Source organism: Spirulina major PCC 6313, assembly GCF_001890765.1.
GTDB lineage: Bacteria > Cyanobacteriota > Cyanobacteriia > Cyanobacteriales > Spirulinaceae > Spirulina > Spirulina major.
The window spans coordinates 2,168,994-2,185,691 of the sequence record NZ_KV878783.1 but is presented as its reverse complement, the minus strand read 5'-3'; the positions used below and the strand labels follow the sequence as shown (position 1 = coordinate 2,185,691).

Here is a 16,698-nt window from a genome sequence, read left to right as displayed (position 1 = left end):
CATTTTTCCTCTACGTCTTATTGATCTTCTCCCACCACCACGCTCCTAACGTCGCTATGGTGGGGGATTGATACAGCAGACTCACAAACCACCGACCAGGCTGCAACAGAGTTTCCTGTTCGGTAGTGGGATAGAAACGATAGCGGTATGCTTTTTGAGCCATGCTCACAGCCTAGTGGATTGTTTCAGCTAAAGCTGTGTATTAGAAAATCGCTGAAATTCTTTACAATGCAAAAAAACATCAAAATTTCATTGCACTATTTTAGCTAAAACAGTCCACTACAATAAAGCCTGATTTTAACTGTGTCATGTGACTAGATCGCACTCTCGCAACCCGTGGCATAGGGACAATGGGAGCAGCGATCGCGCTCTGGGGTGGCGGTGAAATTGCCCTGGGCCAATTGCTGAATCATGGCGTGCGCCTCGTGATCTAAATTCTCTAAATCTTGGGGGGTGAAGCTGTGGAGGTGGTCATGGCGGAGATAGGCGATGTGGGCGTGGGGCTTTGGGGTGGCGCGGCTGTAGGCCCAGAGTTGGAAGCGGTGATGGTGCGGTTGGCGGGTGCGATCGATTTTGAAATCCAGGACAAAATCCGCGCCGACAAGATCCACAAACCCATTGAACAAAATTCCCTCGCGTTCGAGTTGTACCGGCACTTCGCGATCGCCCTGACGATAGGCTGCAAATTCCGGCGCGGTGCGGAATCGCTGGGCATAGTTGAGCGCATCTTTGAGGGCTGACTCTGGCTGGTTTGGGTAGTAGCGGCGCAGGGTGGCGAGGTCGATGATGTTCTGTTCTAGGGCGGTGTGGGTGATGTTGCCAATGGTTCGGCCGGAGGGGCGATCGCGGGTTTCCCCGGTCGATGGATCATCCTCTGGGTAATAGCCCGGATGCCCATCCACATAGTTAAATTTGAACTGCAACGGACAGAGAGCGTACTCCGTGAGAGCGGTGATCGGTAGGTCAGAAAATCCGGCGGTGGCCAGGGTGGGCAGGGGAACGGGGACAGGCTCAACCGCATCCATGGGAACAGGGTGGCTAAGGGGAGCCGGATCGAAGGGAATCGCGATCGCATCAACGCAAGTTTCTAAACCGGGTTTTAACAGATCGAGGGCGGGCCCTTTCGGTTCGGCGGCGGTGAGGATGAGGCGATCGCGAGCACGGGTGAGGGCAACATAGAGGAGGCGTTTGGCTTCGGCCTGTGCGCGTTGGTTGTGGCGATGTTCCAAAACAGTATAGAGGGCCGACGCTTGGGCGGTTCCGGTTTCATCGTCGAGCTTGAGACCGAGGCCAAGATCGGCATCCACATAAAATCGGGTGTGATCGGTTTTCGATTGGCGGGATAGGTCAATAACGCACACCACGGGCCACTCTAAGCCCTTCGCGCTGTGGATCGTGGTGAGGGTGACGGCATTGTCAGCGGCGAGGGCGGGGCGGGGAACTTTGAGATCATCGATGGCGGCGATCGCTTTGAGATGGCGCACCACGGCGATCGCATCCCCATGGCCGGATTCGAGCGATCGCACCAATTCCCCAAACCCGCGCCAATCCGCCAGCCGTCGGGCCGCGTTGGGCAGGTTCGCGATCACGGCAGTGTAACCCGTGAGGCGATCGCTCAATTGCAGTAGCCGCGTCGGGGGTTCCGTGCGTCGCTCTGCTTTCAACTGCTGTAAACAGTGATAGGCATGGATTAACGGAGGATCGGTGCTGTGGGCGAGATGTTGCCACCAGGTGGTTTTTGCGGGGAGAGATTGGGCGAAGTGGTAAAGGGTGCGATCGCTCACCGCAAAAAAGGGACTCCGCAACACCGTCGCCAGGGCGAGATTATCCGTCCCATCCGCCAAGGTCTGCAACATCGCCCAACCATCCCGCGCCTCTGGGGTTTCGAGCAGTTTGCCGTCTCCCCCTTGCACCACGGGAATCCCACGGGATGCGATCGCCGCTGCGGGCAGATCCAACGACTGCCACGATCGCGCTAACACCGCCACATCCCCCGGCCGAATCCGCCGCACCTCACCGCTTTCCGGGTCATGGATGCAGGATTGATCGAGCATCTCTGCAATCAAATCCGCAATTTTATCCGCTTCCACCCGGCGGCACGCCTCAACCGTCGTATCCAGCGCGGGATCTTTTGTTTGGGCTTCGGTGGGTTGGACAGTGTAGAGTTCGATACGGGGCGTGGGGTTGAGGGGGGCGCAACGATGGGCGGTGAGGGGTTGATGTAACGTATCAAGGAGGGGCGCGAAAACTTGGTTAATCTGCGTTAACAGGGTGGTATGGGTGCGAAAACTGACGCTTAATTCCACCGGGCGATCGCGCCCATGGATGCGTTGCTGCCACGTTTGAAACACCTGCACCGCTGCCCCCCGAAACCCATAGATCGACTGTTTCACATCCCCCACAATCGTCACGATTGCCCCCGTGGTTAACCGTTCTAAAAATTGCCCTTGGATGAGGCTAGTGTCTTGAAATTCATCAATTAAAAACACCGTCCACCGCTGGGCATAATGGGCTTGGACTTCGGGATTTTCTAAGGCTTGGAGGGCATGGATTTCTAAATCATTAAAATCAAGAACGCGCTGTTCTGTTTTCCCCCGGCGAATCGTCTCGTAAACGGTGAGAAAAGCCTCGCGCAGGGCGGGAAGTAGTGCATCAGTTTGGTCATCAATGGCGTTGGGTTCAAGGGTGATGATTTCGGCGTTAGATTGGGCTAGGGATCGTAGGGTTTTAATGGCGGTTTTGACATCATTAAGGATGACTTTATCGCCCCATTCTTTCGCACTGCCGACGTTGATTTTGAGGTCTTGAAGTGCGGCGATCGCTCCTTTAAGATTGCGCCCCTGTTCTAAGTCTGCGATCGCTTCTAGAGCCGTCAACCGATGCAGGTCTAACTTATCACCGGGAGCCGCATAGGTGGTTAATACGTCTTTCGCCGCTATCCATTCATCCGATGTGATTAATGCCGTTAACTGGTCTTGGCGCAGAGGTGCAAGGATCGGTAACCAGGCGGCGCGATCGCATTCTAGGGCGGCCATGGCGGTGCTCGGATTTTTGAGCAATGCCTCAAACAGGTTACACAGTCGGGAAAACGGCAGCGGGAGGGGGCTGGGCAATGGGGCGATCGCATCGATCAACGCCCTAGCCTGCCACACTGGGCCGAGGAGCGTATCTTGGACGATGAAATCAGGGGGGACTTGGGCGGCTTCGGGATGGTCGCGACAGATTTGTTGGGCGAGGGCGTGGAGGGTGCTAATCGGGGCGGCTTCGAGTTCGGCGCGGGTGTCGGGGCGATCGCCCATTTGGGCAGTGATGGTGCGACGAATGCGCGATCGCAATTCCTGGGCGGCCTTGTCCGTAAAGGTCACAGCCACAATATTCAGCGGTGAATAGCCTTGGTTGAGAAAATATAAATACCGTTCAGCGAGCATATGGGTTTTGCCCGTCCCCGCTCCCGCCGTCACCGCGACGCTGCCGGGATGCTGGGCCGCTTGGGCCTGTTGTTCCGTAAGTTTCATGCTCTTTCTCCTTGGGTTTTACGACGGAGGCGATCGCCTTGGCGACAGAGCGATGAATAATCACAATATTCGCAAGCTGCCCCCTTCACGTCGGGCTGGACGGGATAATTTCCCGTTGTTAGATGGGTCTTGCAGCGTTCAATGGCGGCCGCGAGTTCGTTCGGTTGCTGATCCTTGGGGATGGCGATTTTCTTCTGCTTCGACAGAGAATAATAGTAGGCATCCTGCACCGATGCAGCAGAATCAAGGTGGGGCGCGGCCACATCTTGATACAAGGGCAATTGCAGATCTAACACCGCTCGGCCTTGAGCGTTTTTAATCCCTTGGGGGCGATCGCTCCCGGTTTTGTAGTCAATTAAAACAAGGCCGTTGGGGGTGCGATCGATGCGATCCACCCGGCCCGATACTTGCAAACCGTGCCATTCCCCGGTGAAACAATGTTCAAGGGCGATGGGTTCAGCCTTGGCGGGTAAAAAACTCGGATGTTTGAGGACGAGGGCGAGGGTGGCTAGTTGTTCCGGGCGGCGGTGTTCCCAAGCCGGCAGGGCGGGCAGGGTTAACGCCTGTTCGGCGGCGGTATAGGTGCGATCGAGGAGGGCGGGATCGGTGAGGTCTTGGTCTGGGTTGGTTTGATGGAACGTGATTAGGAATTCGAGGGTTTTGTGGTAGAGGTTGCCGCGTAGGGAGGGGGTGAGGTCGTCTTCCGGCTCCTGGGGGGGATTGAGGTTGAGCAGTTTACGGGCAAACCATTTAAAGGGACATTGCCCCAACTGGGTCAACTGTGAGGCGCTAAAGTGCCAATCAGGACGGTCCAAGGGCAGGGCGATCGCACCATCGTATTCATCCGCCGCCGCCTCACTTTCCCGCCGCAATTCCACCGCCCAAGCATGGCGAGCCAACCCTAAAACCGGATCATCCGGATCTACGGCGGCCGCTTGGAGACCGTGACGGCGTTCCTCTTCGGGGCTGGCGATCGCCTTGGGTGGCGGCTCCGTAGTTTTGAGGTTCAACTGCTGGAGGTAGGGGCTGGGTAACTGTTCGTCCTTGTCCTGCCGAATCGCGTAGGAAAAACTCACCCGTTCCGTCACCGTTTGCACCATGCCATAAAAATACAGCGCCTCCTGACGGGCCAGGGCGGCCGCACTGGGTAACCGCACACCGTAATCCTCAAGGGTGCGGCGATCGAAAAAGTCCACCACCGGATCGGGCTGAATCGGAACCGGAAACAGACCCTCCGCCATCCCCAACACAAACCCATAGCGATATCGGGCCCCCAACACCGCCTGCGGCCCATGGAGTTCAACGCCGCCGCGACCGGGTTGGGCGGGGACCGTGAGGGATTCGAGGAGGTCGAGCAATTCTTGGCGAAAGTCTGCCCAGGTGAGGAGTTCTGCCTCGGCATTGTTGGCGAGGTCGGCGAGGTGTTGGCGTAGGGCGTTGACGGCGAGGATGTCGCGAGGCCAACGGTTAGCCCGTTGATAGAGATTAAACCTGTTAAGGCAATCTTTCCACCAGTCCACCCAGGTATCCCGTCGCCGGGCTTGGTTGACCCGCCCCAAGGGGTGCAAATCGAGGTCAAGGTGTGCCGTTGCGATCGCCTGCCAAGCCGCGAACCCCTGGGGATGCTCCTGCCGGACAATCGCCCAAAACTCCCGATCCGGATTACTGCACAGAGGATGGCTCAACAGTTGCGCCGTCTGCTCAAAGGGAAACCCCGCCACCAACACTTCGATCAGCAGTTTTAACCAGGTTCCGAGGCGCGTACTCAGGAGCGGAATCTGATACAGGGCCCGCACCGGAATCTGATATTCCCACGCCACATCCAGCAGTTGGGGGCCGTAGGCGGTTTCATCGCGGGCGATCAGGACGATACTGCGGGCGGGGACTTGCCGGTTGAGGAGGGTTTTCACTTGGGTGAGAACGCCGCGAATCTCGGCTTCGCGGTGGTCGTAGTGATGAGCCTGAACGGCGGCGGGGGGGGAGGCGGCAGCGGTTAAAAATTGTGTACTTAACTGGTCGCCGCAGGTTTGGGGAGCAGCGGAATCCCACTGCACTGTCCAGCCCTGGTGCTGCAACCAGTCCACCGACTGCTGCACATCGGCAAACCAGGGGTGATCGGGTTGGGGCAAAATCAAGGCACTGCCGGGGCCAGCGATCGCATCCAGCCACGCCAATTCATCGCGGCGGGGTTGAAAATAGCCATAAATCAGCAGCGGTTTAGGGGTAGGGGAAAGGTCGAGGGTTCTCCAATACAGTTCGCTTTCGTCTATCTGTTGCTGATCATGGAGAGTCTGCTGAAACGCACGGGCCACCACCAGCAATTGACGGATACGCAGCGATCGCACCTCATCCGTGAGTAACAGGGGCAACTGCGGCCCACTCTGCAACAAATCTCGCACCGCCGGGAGCCACACCTTCGCCGTCCCAAACCGATCCTTTGGCCGGAGGGTCTCCCCCAAAACAGCCCGCAAACATCGCAACGCCTCTAACCCCGATGCAACACGGCAGTTAGGCCAAGGGTGCCGCAGATGAGCAACAGCCAGTTGGCGGAGGGTTTGGGGGGATCGAGCCGCGATCGCCCGTGCCGCCAGGCGAGACCCCGTGACCACCGTCCAATCGTTTTGCAGCGCGAGGCGAGTGGCCAGGGTATGGGGGTGGGCATTCACCCAAACGACACGATCAACAGTTTTAGACATCAACAGTTTTAGACATCAACAGTTTGCAGGGGGTATCGTTCGCAGCATAGATCAAAAGCGATCGCCCGGATGATGAAGTGTTGCTGCAAAATTTCACGAAAATGATACATTTGACTCATCGCACCATGCAGAGCCACAACCCGAACCTAATCTAACCCTTGATACAACTGTGCGATCGCGATCTCTACCTCAATACTTTGAAAAATAACTTTTTCATTAACTCCATAAATCACAGCTTCCCATGTGTTATCAGCCTGACGGCGACGACATTCTACTTGTTGTTGATCTTGTTCAATGAGAATACATTCTTCTAAGGATTCCAGTTTTTGATAGTCGGTAAACTTATCCCCTTCGTCAAAATTCCTTGTACTTTTGAGAGGATCTCGACAATCAATTTAGGGTAGCGTTTAATCAGGCGATCTTGTTTGTCGCGATCGTCACAAGTCACAAAGGTATCTGGGTAATAATAAAAGTCATCTTCGTAATTGACCTTGACATTCCCTGAATAAAAGCGGCAGTCCGAACGACCCAGATGTAAATTAATCTGGTTTAAGAAATTAATGGCAATGCGATCATGATTATCTGTGCCTCTTGCCCTGAAATAGACTAAACCATAGCGATATTCATGACAATGTTGGCTGTTGTTTTCGAGTTCGAGATATTCTTGGGGGTTGAGATGATGGGGAACTGCAATCATGATGAATGGGGGGAATTGTTCTGGGTTTATTCTAGTAAATCCTCTCGGTTGCCCTGCTGAAGGGGGCGATCGCTCTGCGACACTCCATGAACGCCCCCTTCACCCCCATTGCCCTCTCAACACTTGCGATTCTCTATGGTGTATAGTTTTGGGCCGATGCGATCGCTCGGATACAATCCGCCCCTACAAATTTCATAAATTGTCAATCATCGTAGGGGCGCAACGCTTGCGCCCAAGCCCCACGAAAAAACGCACCGTTGCTGGGTGGGGGCAGCAGTGCGCTGGGGTTGATGGGGTTTGGGGTGCATCACAATTAGCATTATATTATGGGGCAGTTTCAACTCTGCTCCGATTCTAATCGGGCGAGCGTTGTAGCTGCTTCAGCAAGATAGAGTGCAGTAATCGCTCGTTTTTTAGGATCAGTTTCTCGGCTAAGACGGTGGCTAAAGATCCGAATGCGATTATGGTAAGCACGAATTGACTCGGAATCATCAATGGTGTGGATAGTGGGGTTCATAGGTCAAGGGGAATACTCGCAACAGTGATAGAGAGAAGTTGTTGTTCAGGCTCAAGATAGGTGAACTGAACTTCAAGAAGTGTGTCTATTGCCAAGGTAACATCCTGTCGAGCTTCGGGAGGATTGACGGATTGATGAAAGGCAATCGCAGTATAGTCTCCGGGCGGTAAATCAGGAAATTGAGCATCTGCCCAACGCCAGTTCACAGATTTCTGGCTGATTAGGGTTCCATCTTGTTGCAAAATTGCAATAAAGAGAGTTCCCTGAGTGGAGGCCATTGCGTAACCATCTTGGTTCCGAATGCTAATGAAAATGTCAGACATTGAGCCAAGTGTTGGGTTTTAGTTTTTCTTCATTCTACAGTTTTAGACAACGTTTGCGCCCCCGTCCGGATGATGTAGTTTAGGTTTGGGGGGCGATCGCTCCAATGCGATCGCTCGGATACAATCCGCCCCTACAAATTTCATAAATTGTCAATCATCGTAGGGGCGAAACGCTTGCGCCCTCAATGCTTACACCCAAGCCCCACAAAAAAACGCACCACTGCCAGGTATGGGGGCGGCGGTGCGTTGGGTAATCTCTAAAGTAGATCTGACATTAGTTACCCTGAACTATTTGTGTAACTTGACTAAGCCCTTGCGAACAGCATCCTGAAAGATAGTTGGAATAGATAAACGACCAGAATTAGCAGGTGCTTTAGGTGCATTGCGATTAGACATATTAACGTTGACTCGACCATTATGTACTTCTACATGAGTATGAGCACCAAAGCTATAACCTGTGTTACCTTCTTTTCCAATAAAGGTTCCTGGTTCGATAGTTTTACCTTTCATGCTTTCGTTGATCGATCCTTCAGCTAAATGCCAATAAATAAAGGTCTTATTGAGAGCTTTGTTATAAATAGCAACAGTGCCATTATAAGCCCAGTGTGACTTGACCTTATTTCCAAAAAATTCCTTCCCATTTTTGGCTTCGATCACTTCCCCACCTACCAAAGCATGGATTGCACTATTCGCCTTTCCACCAGATGAATCCATTGATCGGCCGGTATTATGATAACCATCATTCCGTCGAGAACTAATGTAGTTTCCGGTACTATCTTGGTACAAAGTATTAAGATAGTGAGACTCCTTGTATGTGTAATTGGGATTAGGGCTAACACCACTACCTGGTAAATTCAACTTCCATAAATGATAATTGTTGCTTGATTTGGGAGTGGGGTGCATATAGATTTGATTGCCACCATTACCACCGGGATCTAAGGCGCGTCCTGTAGCTTTATTAACGATCATGTAAGCGTCACCCACTTTTGTCAGCTTCCACAATTGATAAGAGTTATGAGTTTGGGGATCAGGGTGGATATAAGGTAATGATCCATTAGAACCCCCACCTCCATCCAGAGCTTTTCCAGTTGCCTTGTTGATGATCAGGTAATAATCACCCACTTTATGGAATCCCCACTGATGGAAAGTATTGGCTGAATTGGGTGAGGAATGCGGATAAACTGAATTATTCGCACCCCCTGCATCTAGGGCTTTATTAATTGCTTTACTGACAACTGTTGAGAACTGTAAACCAGGAAAGCGAGCAAGATTTTTGTCTCGCAATTGAGCATCAGTAAGGCTCGGAGGATTGCCCTTTGTCACATAGTAAGCAGCGACATAGCCTTTCTTCCCATTGGCTTCGACCTCATACCAATCGGAACGAGTCTGACCATTGGGTGTCGTATATGTCCCACCTGTCACAGAACGCAAAATCGTCACACGGGAATTCTGAGACAACGACCCAATTAATGATCCACTGGTGGAAGCACTAGAGCGTAAGTTGAGGTTAACACCGCCCACATTACCATTCACGAAACCTGGCTCTGATTGTACTTGTCGCCAAGAGGGTTGTTGCCCTGGACGCAAGGCTTCCGTGCGCCCAGTATTGCGATTGTGGGCAATACGCCCGCCTTCAAAATCGGAGAAAATGGTATCACCATCATGGTACTCACGACGAGTTGGCATCCCCAACCAGTGAGAAGCCCCACCTAGATCGGTGTATAGGCTGCCAATACTGCCCCAAGTAGCAACACTGCCAACGCCACTTAAGTGATGAATACGAGATTTACCACCAGAAGAAGAGAAAGGCTGCCATGTGGCATAGCGACCATCGGCACGATTAATTTTGTTTTCATTAGAGCGAGGAAAACCGAGCATTCCAGTCAGCCCGCCCATTGCCATGTACTCTGTGTAATTGCCTCCTAGCACCCAAAACGCTTCTGTTTTGCCATCTTCTAGCATCAGTAAACGTCGTCCATTGGGGCCATCAAATTCTTGCACCCATCCACTACCATTTGGCCCAACTACCCGCCGCATCGAACCCACGGTTTGAGTCGCCCAAGAGCGTTGACCCCAATAGGCATTTTTGAAGGCCAGAATTTGGCTGCGAGACCGCCGAGCATAGACTGAGCGCCAGAAGAGACCCCAAGCATTGCGATTCCTGTACTCTTCCCAGGTGAAGGCGAAAGCACCCAGCCCAGCACTACGAATGATAAAGCCATTAGTGGTGTAAAGAATTTCCCATGGACGGCCTTGAGCGTCTTTAGTCCAGTATCGAGGGCGATTGGTTGTAATTTTCCCAATCCAACTTTCGGCACGGGTATACTCCGTAGACCAATCTTTGCCCATAAAGAGCGTCATCGTCTTAGACCACAAATCAGCGGCCCGTTCGGAAGCGTTTATGGGTGAGTCATCAAATTGAAATTCCTCTTCTGGAACAACTTCGGGGAATACGTCAATATCTATGGCATCATCATCTCCGGTCAGAGAAGGGTTGATGTCAGCTAAAGGTGGGGTCTGATCATCTGTTTTAATCGTCTTCGCCAAATGCACGGCGGCCGCGACATTTAACAATCCTGCCCCCGTCTCCAGATCCGGATTTGCCACACCCAAATCGGTGGCGGTTTGTTTCAGGATTTGGATGACTTGTTGATAACTGAGGTCGGGGTTGACTGCCCAAACTTGGGAGGCTGCGCCGGTGACTTGGGCGGTGGCCATTGATGAGCCAAACCCTGTTTTGCCCACCACGGGATTATCCTGCGTACCACCCTTGGCCATGATGTCTAACCCTTGGCCATAACTGGAATAGTCAGCGCGATCGTAGCCTTGCCAGTTGGATGCATCGGGATCAAACTGCTCCGCTGCGCCGACGGTGATGATGTTATCGAACTGCTGGGACGCTTGACCCAATGCTGACATCAACCCTGCTTGGTTCCCCGAAGCGACTGCGACGAGGATGTTATTTTGGCGGGCATATTCCAACGCGGCCGTTTCCATCGGGGTGAATTCGTAGCGAGTGGTGACGTTGCCGTCTGCGTCGATTTGGGTGAGATCCATGCTCAGATTAACGATCGCATTCGGTTGACCCGACTCCACCGCCGCATCAACAAATTCCACCAGGGAACTCACCCATTGACCCGAACCCACAGAACGCCCCACCCACAGGGGTGCATCGTCATTGATCGTATTGATCAGGCTGACGACTTGCGTGCCATGTTCATCGCCCTCGCCATCGGTGAGCAGTGAATTATCATCGCCGTCGATGAAGTCTGAGCCGATCAAAATTTCGCCAGCATCCAAGCCGATCGCATCCACATTCACGCCGGTATCAATCACCCCCACCAAGGGCTGAAATTCTCGTGCGGCTTCAAAATCGGCGGCGGTGTAGTCCACACCATGGGTGTAGGCGTTGGCATATTCGATCAGGGCTTGGCCCATGTTCTGAGTGCGCCAATCGCGACCTTCGGCGACCACCTCATCCATGAGGGCGGTTTCGGCCGTTGCGCCGCGCACTTGGAACACAATGTCGTTATAGTCTTGGTCGGATTGGTCTAGGGTGACATCTTCAAAGGCGAAGGTGTTGCCGTCCCCTGTCACATCGGCGATCTGACCAAAATAGAAATCATCGTTGGGGTTGTCTGTGGCCATGGAGAAGCGGACGTTTTCGATTTTGCCGTTGGCTACGTCTTCGATGGAGTGGTTAGACGCAAGCATGATGCCGAAGCGATCGCCCGCCTTCATCTCAAACTCTCGCACGCCACGATAATCACCAGCGTTGAAATCCGCCTCGCGCATTGTGCCGCTGAAACGTGCCCCATCGGTGGCATCGGAGATAATCACATAACCTTGCTCAGAATTGCTCAAGGCTCGTTCTGCCGCAAGCTGGATGAAATCATCACTAGCGGGATCAAGTCCATCAAGGCTGAAAATGCCCACTTCGCCGCGACGGTATGCACCCCCATCAAAGAGGAAGTCAATGCCCACCGTGCCATCCTCACCGACGGTAAACACCCCGCCCGTATAGTCGAATTCAGGGCGTGAAGCAAAGGGTAAAATCTCGACATCATTGATATCAAAGGCGATCGCATCACGCCCTGAATCACCCCCATCAAAATCATCAGCAACGTTATCAACATCAAAATCATCAATATCAAAATCATCAACATCTGGCGTGTCATCACCAAGGCCCTCAAGGAGCGCACTGGGTGTGAGAATTGGTTCCAGGAGAAGGGCTTGGAAATTCTTGGGGGCTTGTGGCTTTCTAGACATAGCTCTTAAGACAAAGGGGTAGTAACCTGAATCAGAACGTGGTTGATACGACATAACGCTCTTATTTAGTACTATCTAGAGAATTTTTGTGTTTTTATGCAGTGTGGTTAATATTTCTTGTGAAGTTTTGATGAAGATTACAACAGCTAATGTAAAGGAGCAATAAATATCATATTTTTGTTTACGTAAAAACACTGAATTTGCATTTCAATACGATTCAATACTACTGAAATAGTCGGCAGATTTTTGACGATGAGAGGATTATGGTATCAGGTGTTACAAGTGAGAGCACTAAGGAGTTAAAACCCTAAAAGCCTTTTTCAGCAAGGGTTATCGTTCAATCAAGCGTTTGATTGAAGTGGGTGACCGGGATGAATGGTGGGTTGTGGAGACGATCGCACCAGAGGTGCGATCGAGGGTGATGGGAGTTTCCGGATCAATTGAGCGAGGCGGAAGAATTTTGTGGTGTTGAGCGGGTTGACAGGCAAATTTTGGGGATGATCAGGGGCGATCGCCCTGCTATTTTTGCTCAAAACAGTTCATGGATATTGATTTTGAGCACAATGAATGATCGATATTTTGGAATCAAAATTACTCCAAATCACCGCTAACTCAGCCTTTTACAACTATTTTTTCAGGGCTGCAAAAATTTTAACTTTTCTGGAAGAGTAATTATCGTACAATGCAAAAGTCAATGAAAGAGGGTGTAAACATTCATTGTTATGGTTGCTGAGAAACCGAATTTCTCGTTGTCTTCAACCTGGGTCAATATGGACTGGTTGACTCCCGACCTGCGGCAATATTGGCAGATCGGTCAAAGTAAAAAAACAGGTCAGTTTGTGATGCTCACAGACGACCGACAGTTAGCGCACATTGTTGATGAGTTTGAAGCCTTTGCGTTGAGTCGTTGCACCGGGAAACAGACCTTGCGACGTTTGCAGTCTCAATGTCAACGGCAGTTTGGCGATCGCCTTCCCGCCGACTTTCTCCCGACACTCTTCCACAAGCTCCAAGCACTGAACATTATTGCCAACCCCGATGCAGATATCGCCGCCCCAGTCGATGCCTCGGTTTCGTCCCAATCGGTCCTGAAACCCGGTGTTACCTTGATTGATCATCCCGATGGCTATTGCCTCGTCCGTAACCCGGAGAATATGCAATATCTCCAGGTGGATATGCTGTCTAAAGACGTGATCACCCGTCTTGGCACTGCACCACCCCAACAGATTTGCCGCGACCTCGATGTGCCCCCCGCGCATTTTCAGGAACTGATGAAAGTGCTGACGGTGGCGGGGATGTTGGCGGGCGTAAACCCTCCGAAGCCGAAGCCGAAAAAGTGGACACCGCTGCAATTGCTGTATTACAAGCGATCGCTAATTAATCCCGATCGCGCCTTAACCGCTCCGGCCCAATGGCTGCGCTGGATTTGGACTGCACCCGTGTTTTGGGCGTTGTTGGGGTTGATGGGGTTCTCGCTGGTGTGGGGGCTGCACGATTCCGCAGAACTGATCACCACCGGGAATCTGCTCTGGCAAACCCGTGGGCCGGTGTTGATTGTGCCCTTTGTCCTGTTGTCGATGTTGGTGGTGACGATCCATGAATTGGGTCATGCCTTAACCCTGAAGCATTACGGCGGCCAGGTGCAGGACATGGGACTGCTGTTTATGTGTTTAATTCCGGCGGCTTACACCAATTCCACAGATTCCTATCAATTGAAGAAAAAACAGCAGCGGGTGCTCGTGGTGGCAGCGGGGATCATTTGCCAATGTGTGATCGGGGCGGTGGCGCTGTGGTTGTGGCACTTTTCGGCGGTGAATAGCTGGCTCAAACCCACAAGTTATCTGTTGTTGGCGGCATCGTTATTTACGTTGGTGGTGAATTTGAACCCGATGGCGCGGTTTGATGGCTATCATCTGCTGGTGGCGATGACGGGAATTAATAGCCTTAAGGATCGCTCGTTTAAGTTTTATCGATCGCTCTTCAGCCGACAGCCGCAGACGGAATCAGCACGAGATCAACGGATTTTGGCGATCTATGCGCCGTTGTCGCTGCTGTATATCTGTTTTGTGTTTGGCTCGCTGTTCCGTTTTGTGGTGATTTGGACGCTGGATCATGCCGCTGTGGTGGTGGCGTTCTTCATCATTGCTTGGTTGATTTATTACTTTTTTCCGGAGATTCCCCCTCGTTCCCATGACACCGCACCCTCAAAATCCTGACGAAAAATTCCAGGGTAAACCCCAATTTCAGGCTGTGCCGCCGCGTCCAGCCTCGACCCCCAATCCGGGCCAAGCCGGCGGACAGCAACCGCCGTCGCGATCGCCCCAATCCCCTGCTGTGCCTAGCCCGGATTCACCCTATCAAGGGTTATTTATTCTAGGGGCGATCGCCGTCACCCTCGGCCTCATCAGCCAAATTTCATCCCAACCATCGGTACGCGCCGAAGATGCTTGGCTAGAACCATTGCCCCAAACCCGTCGCACAGTCTACGCCCAATCCCCCGGCGTGATCACCGATGTGTTTGTCCAGTCCGATGGCACCGTAGAGGCGGGGCAACCGCTGGTGTTGCTCGAAAGTGAGGTCCTAGAGGCGGATGTGGAATCCTTTGCGCTGCGGAGTTTAGAAGCGCAAACCGAAGTCAATGCCGCCCAACAAAATGCGTTGACCGCCCAAGCCCAGGTTCAAGAAATCGCTGCGAATTTAAAGCAAGCCGAGTTGCGGTTTCAGGAGTTGGAGCACGAAATCGCCCAGTTAGAGGCTGGATCACCGCCGCCGGAAATTGCCAGCTATGACAACCAAATCCAAAATCTCCAAGCACGGGTTGCTAATTTAGAGAAATCTCTCACCGGCTATCGAGCCGCAGAGGAGGGCGGAGCAATCTCAAACGAGCGAGTCCTAGATATTGAACGCCAAAAACTTTTAGCCCAGTCTGAGATCTATGAGGTGACGGCTCGACGGGATGCAGTCATTAAACGGATGGAGGACGAGTGGAAGCAGCGTTATGACCGCGTTGTCCAACTGCGCAATAGCTATCAGGTGGCACGGCAAGACTATCAAGCCGCCCAAACCCTCGTAGTTAATCGTGTGCCGATGCAGCAGCAGTTACACCAACAACTCTTGAAGCGAGAGCAGCGCGAGCAAGAGCGGGCCGTGTTGGCCGCGCCGATGTCTGGCACGGTGGTCACCCAGGATCTTCATAAACTGGCGGGGCGAGTCGTCCGAGAAGGAGATGAGGTGCTGGATATTGTTGATCCTCAGCAGTTGAGGATTAGGATGCAGGTCAAGCAGGAGGATCAGCTTTTGATTGGCGAGGGGGCGGTGGTGACGTTTTCATTACCAGAACAGGAACTGCAAACATTCACCGGCACGATTGAGCAGATTGGGACGGTCGTGGAGCGCGATGAACAGTTGAATCGTTCGCTGATTCCTGTGATTGCGATCGCCACCGATCAGCCCGATGGTTTACAACCAGGGGCGCGGGTCTATGCCAAAATCGAGTCTCCCCAAAAAATGACCTTGGGCCAGCAAGCATGGCGACAAATTCTCACACTCTTTCGACGCTAAAGACGTTAAGTTAGTCCGGTCATCACATGACGCGAAAAAAGCAGTGCATTGAATCGGAACGCTGGGGACAGTGAACGGTGTTGGCTTTGGTGATCAGCCGTTGCCAAAGGAGAGGGGCGATCGCGCTCCGGTATCGCGCTACATTAAAGCCTGATTCTTCATGCTGTCTTGCCGATGGTTGCCGCCCTGCCCATTGTGTATCATCCCGACTATGTGACACCGTTGCCGGAGCAGCATCGGTTTCCGATGCCGAAATTTAAGCTGCTCCATGATCATCTTTTGCGCGAAGGGATTACCCACCCCGATGCGGTGTTTAAACCCGATCGCGCCTCCCCGGAACTTCTCGCCCTCGTCCATGACCCCGCCTATGTCACCGCCTACTGTACCGGAACCCTCGACCCGAAAGCCCAGCGGCGGATTGGCCTGCCCTGGAGTCCGGGACTGGTGAAACGCACCTGTACGGCGGTGGGGGGCACGGTGTTGACGGCGCAACTGGCGTTACAGCATGGCATCGTGTGCAATACGGCGGGGGGGACGCACCATGCGTTTCCGGATTATGGGTCGGGGTTTTGCATTTTTAATGATTTGGCGATCGCAGCGCGATCGCTCCTCCTCACAGAACAAGTGCGGCGGGTGTTGATTGTGGATCTTGATGTGCATCAGGGGGATGGGACGGCGTGGATTTTTCGGGAGGAGCCGAGGGTGTTTACCTTTTCGATGCACTGTGAGGCGAATTTTCCAGGCCAGAAACAGCAGAGCGATCGCGATATTCCCCTCCCCGCTGGCCTCGATGATGATGGATATTTGCAAATTCTTGCGGCCCAATTGCCGGAGGTTTTGCAGCTTGCCCAGCCAGATCTCGTGCTTTACGATGCCGGGGTGGATGTCCATGGGGGCGATCGCCTCGGTAAACTGGCGCTCAGTGATGCGGGGATTTATCGGCGCGATCGCATGGTGTTGAGCAGTTGCCACGCGGCGGGCTATCCCGTCGCCTGTGTTATTGGTGGCGGCTACGCTCCGGACATTCACGCCCTCGTGCTGCGCCATGCCTTTTTGCACCAGGCCGCACGGGATACGCTCTGCAACCCCGTATTATTTTCTTGAAGGCTGGAGGAAACTG

At 53.0% G+C, this 16,698-nt stretch carries 8 protein-coding genes and 1 pseudogene; 3 read left to right on the top strand and 6 right to left on the bottom strand.

Going from position 1 to position 16,698, the window contains the following annotated elements; genetic code table 11:
• Nucleotides 1-10: 10 nt before the first annotated feature.
• The 6 genes and pseudogenes from SPI6313_RS22315 to SPI6313_RS23975 form a co-directional block, all read right to left on the bottom strand.
• Nucleotides 11-163 carry a helix-turn-helix domain-containing protein gene (locus SPI6313_RS22315; protein ID WP_084668962.1) on the bottom strand — a complete coding sequence of 51 codons (153 nt, stop codon included), beginning with the start codon at nucleotides 161-163 and terminating at the stop codon, nucleotides 11-13.
• Between the two features lie 151 nt (nucleotides 164-314).
• On the bottom strand, nucleotides 315-3,515 hold the full coding sequence (locus tag SPI6313_RS09470; protein WP_072620772.1) for a UvrD-helicase domain-containing protein: 3,201 nt from the start codon (nucleotides 3,513-3,515) through the stop codon (nucleotides 315-317).
• Entirely contained in the window at nucleotides 3,512-6,211 is a 2,700-nt protein-coding gene (locus SPI6313_RS09465) for a PD-(D/E)XK nuclease family protein (RefSeq protein ID WP_072620771.1), read from the bottom strand. The genes SPI6313_RS09470 and SPI6313_RS09465 overlap by 4 nt, the downstream gene beginning before the upstream one ends.
• 146 nt (nucleotides 6,212-6,357) lie before the next feature.
• Nucleotides 6,358-6,908, bottom strand: a pseudogene (locus SPI6313_RS09460) (Uma2 family endonuclease).
• Between the two features lie 513 nt (nucleotides 6,909-7,421).
• Nucleotides 7,422-7,748: a hypothetical protein gene (locus SPI6313_RS09455; RefSeq protein ID WP_072620770.1), complete on the bottom strand. Its 327-nt coding sequence runs from the start codon at nucleotides 7,746-7,748 to the stop codon at nucleotides 7,422-7,424.
• Nucleotides 7,749-8,036: 288 nt separating this feature from the next.
• Complete coding sequence (locus SPI6313_RS23975) at nucleotides 8,037-12,017, bottom strand: DUF4114 domain-containing protein (protein WP_072620769.1); 3,981 nt, start codon at nucleotides 12,015-12,017, stop codon at nucleotides 8,037-8,039.
• A gap of 722 nt (nucleotides 12,018-12,739) precedes the next feature.
• Between SPI6313_RS23975 and SPI6313_RS09445 the strand changes: the two genes are divergently transcribed.
• From SPI6313_RS09445 to SPI6313_RS09435, 3 genes are all read left to right on the top strand, one after another.
• Nucleotides 12,740-14,233, top strand: a complete 1,494-nt coding sequence (locus SPI6313_RS09445) for a site-2 protease family protein (RefSeq protein WP_072620768.1) — start codon at nucleotides 12,740-12,742, stop codon at nucleotides 14,231-14,233.
• Nucleotides 14,208-15,578 carry an HlyD family secretion protein gene (locus tag SPI6313_RS09440; RefSeq protein ID WP_072620767.1) on the top strand — a complete coding sequence of 457 codons (1,371 nt, stop codon included), beginning with the start codon at nucleotides 14,208-14,210 and terminating at the stop codon, nucleotides 15,576-15,578. The genes SPI6313_RS09445 and SPI6313_RS09440 overlap by 26 nt, the downstream gene beginning before the upstream one ends.
• Before the next feature lie 174 nt (nucleotides 15,579-15,752).
• The gene (locus SPI6313_RS09435) at nucleotides 15,753-16,682 is read left to right on the top strand and encodes a histone deacetylase family protein (RefSeq protein WP_072620766.1); all 930 of its coding nucleotides are present in this window, start codon (nucleotides 15,753-15,755) and stop codon (nucleotides 16,680-16,682) included.
• Nucleotides 16,683-16,698 lie beyond the last annotated feature (16 nt).

Excerpts from the sequence above, each read along its gene's own strand:
- SPI6313_RS09440 (WP_072620767.1), top strand. The coding sequence starts at position 14,208 with ATGACACCGCACCCTCAAAATCCTGACGAAAAATTCCAGGGTAAACCC.
- SPI6313_RS22315 (WP_084668962.1), bottom strand. The coding sequence starts at position 163 with ATGGCTCAAAAAGCATACCGCTATCGTTTCTATCCCACTACCGAACAG.
- SPI6313_RS09435 (WP_072620766.1), top strand. The coding sequence starts at position 15,753 with ATGGTTGCCGCCCTGCCCATTGTGTATCATCCCGACTATGTGACACCG.
- SPI6313_RS09445 (WP_072620768.1), top strand. The coding sequence starts at position 12,740 with ATGGTTGCTGAGAAACCGAATTTCTCGTTGTCTTCAACCTGGGTCAAT.
- SPI6313_RS09455 (WP_072620770.1), bottom strand. The coding sequence starts at position 7,748 with ATGTCTGACATTTTCATTAGCATTCGGAACCAAGATGGTTACGCAATG.
- SPI6313_RS09470 (WP_072620772.1), bottom strand. The coding sequence starts at position 3,515 with ATGAAACTTACGGAACAACAGGCCCAAGCGGCCCAGCATCCCGGCAGC.
- SPI6313_RS23975 (WP_072620769.1), bottom strand. The coding sequence starts at position 12,017 with ATGTCTAGAAAGCCACAAGCCCCCAAGAATTTCCAAGCCCTTCTCCTG.
- SPI6313_RS09465 (WP_072620771.1), bottom strand. The coding sequence starts at position 6,211 with ATGTCTAAAACTGTTGATCGTGTCGTTTGGGTGAATGCCCACCCCCAT.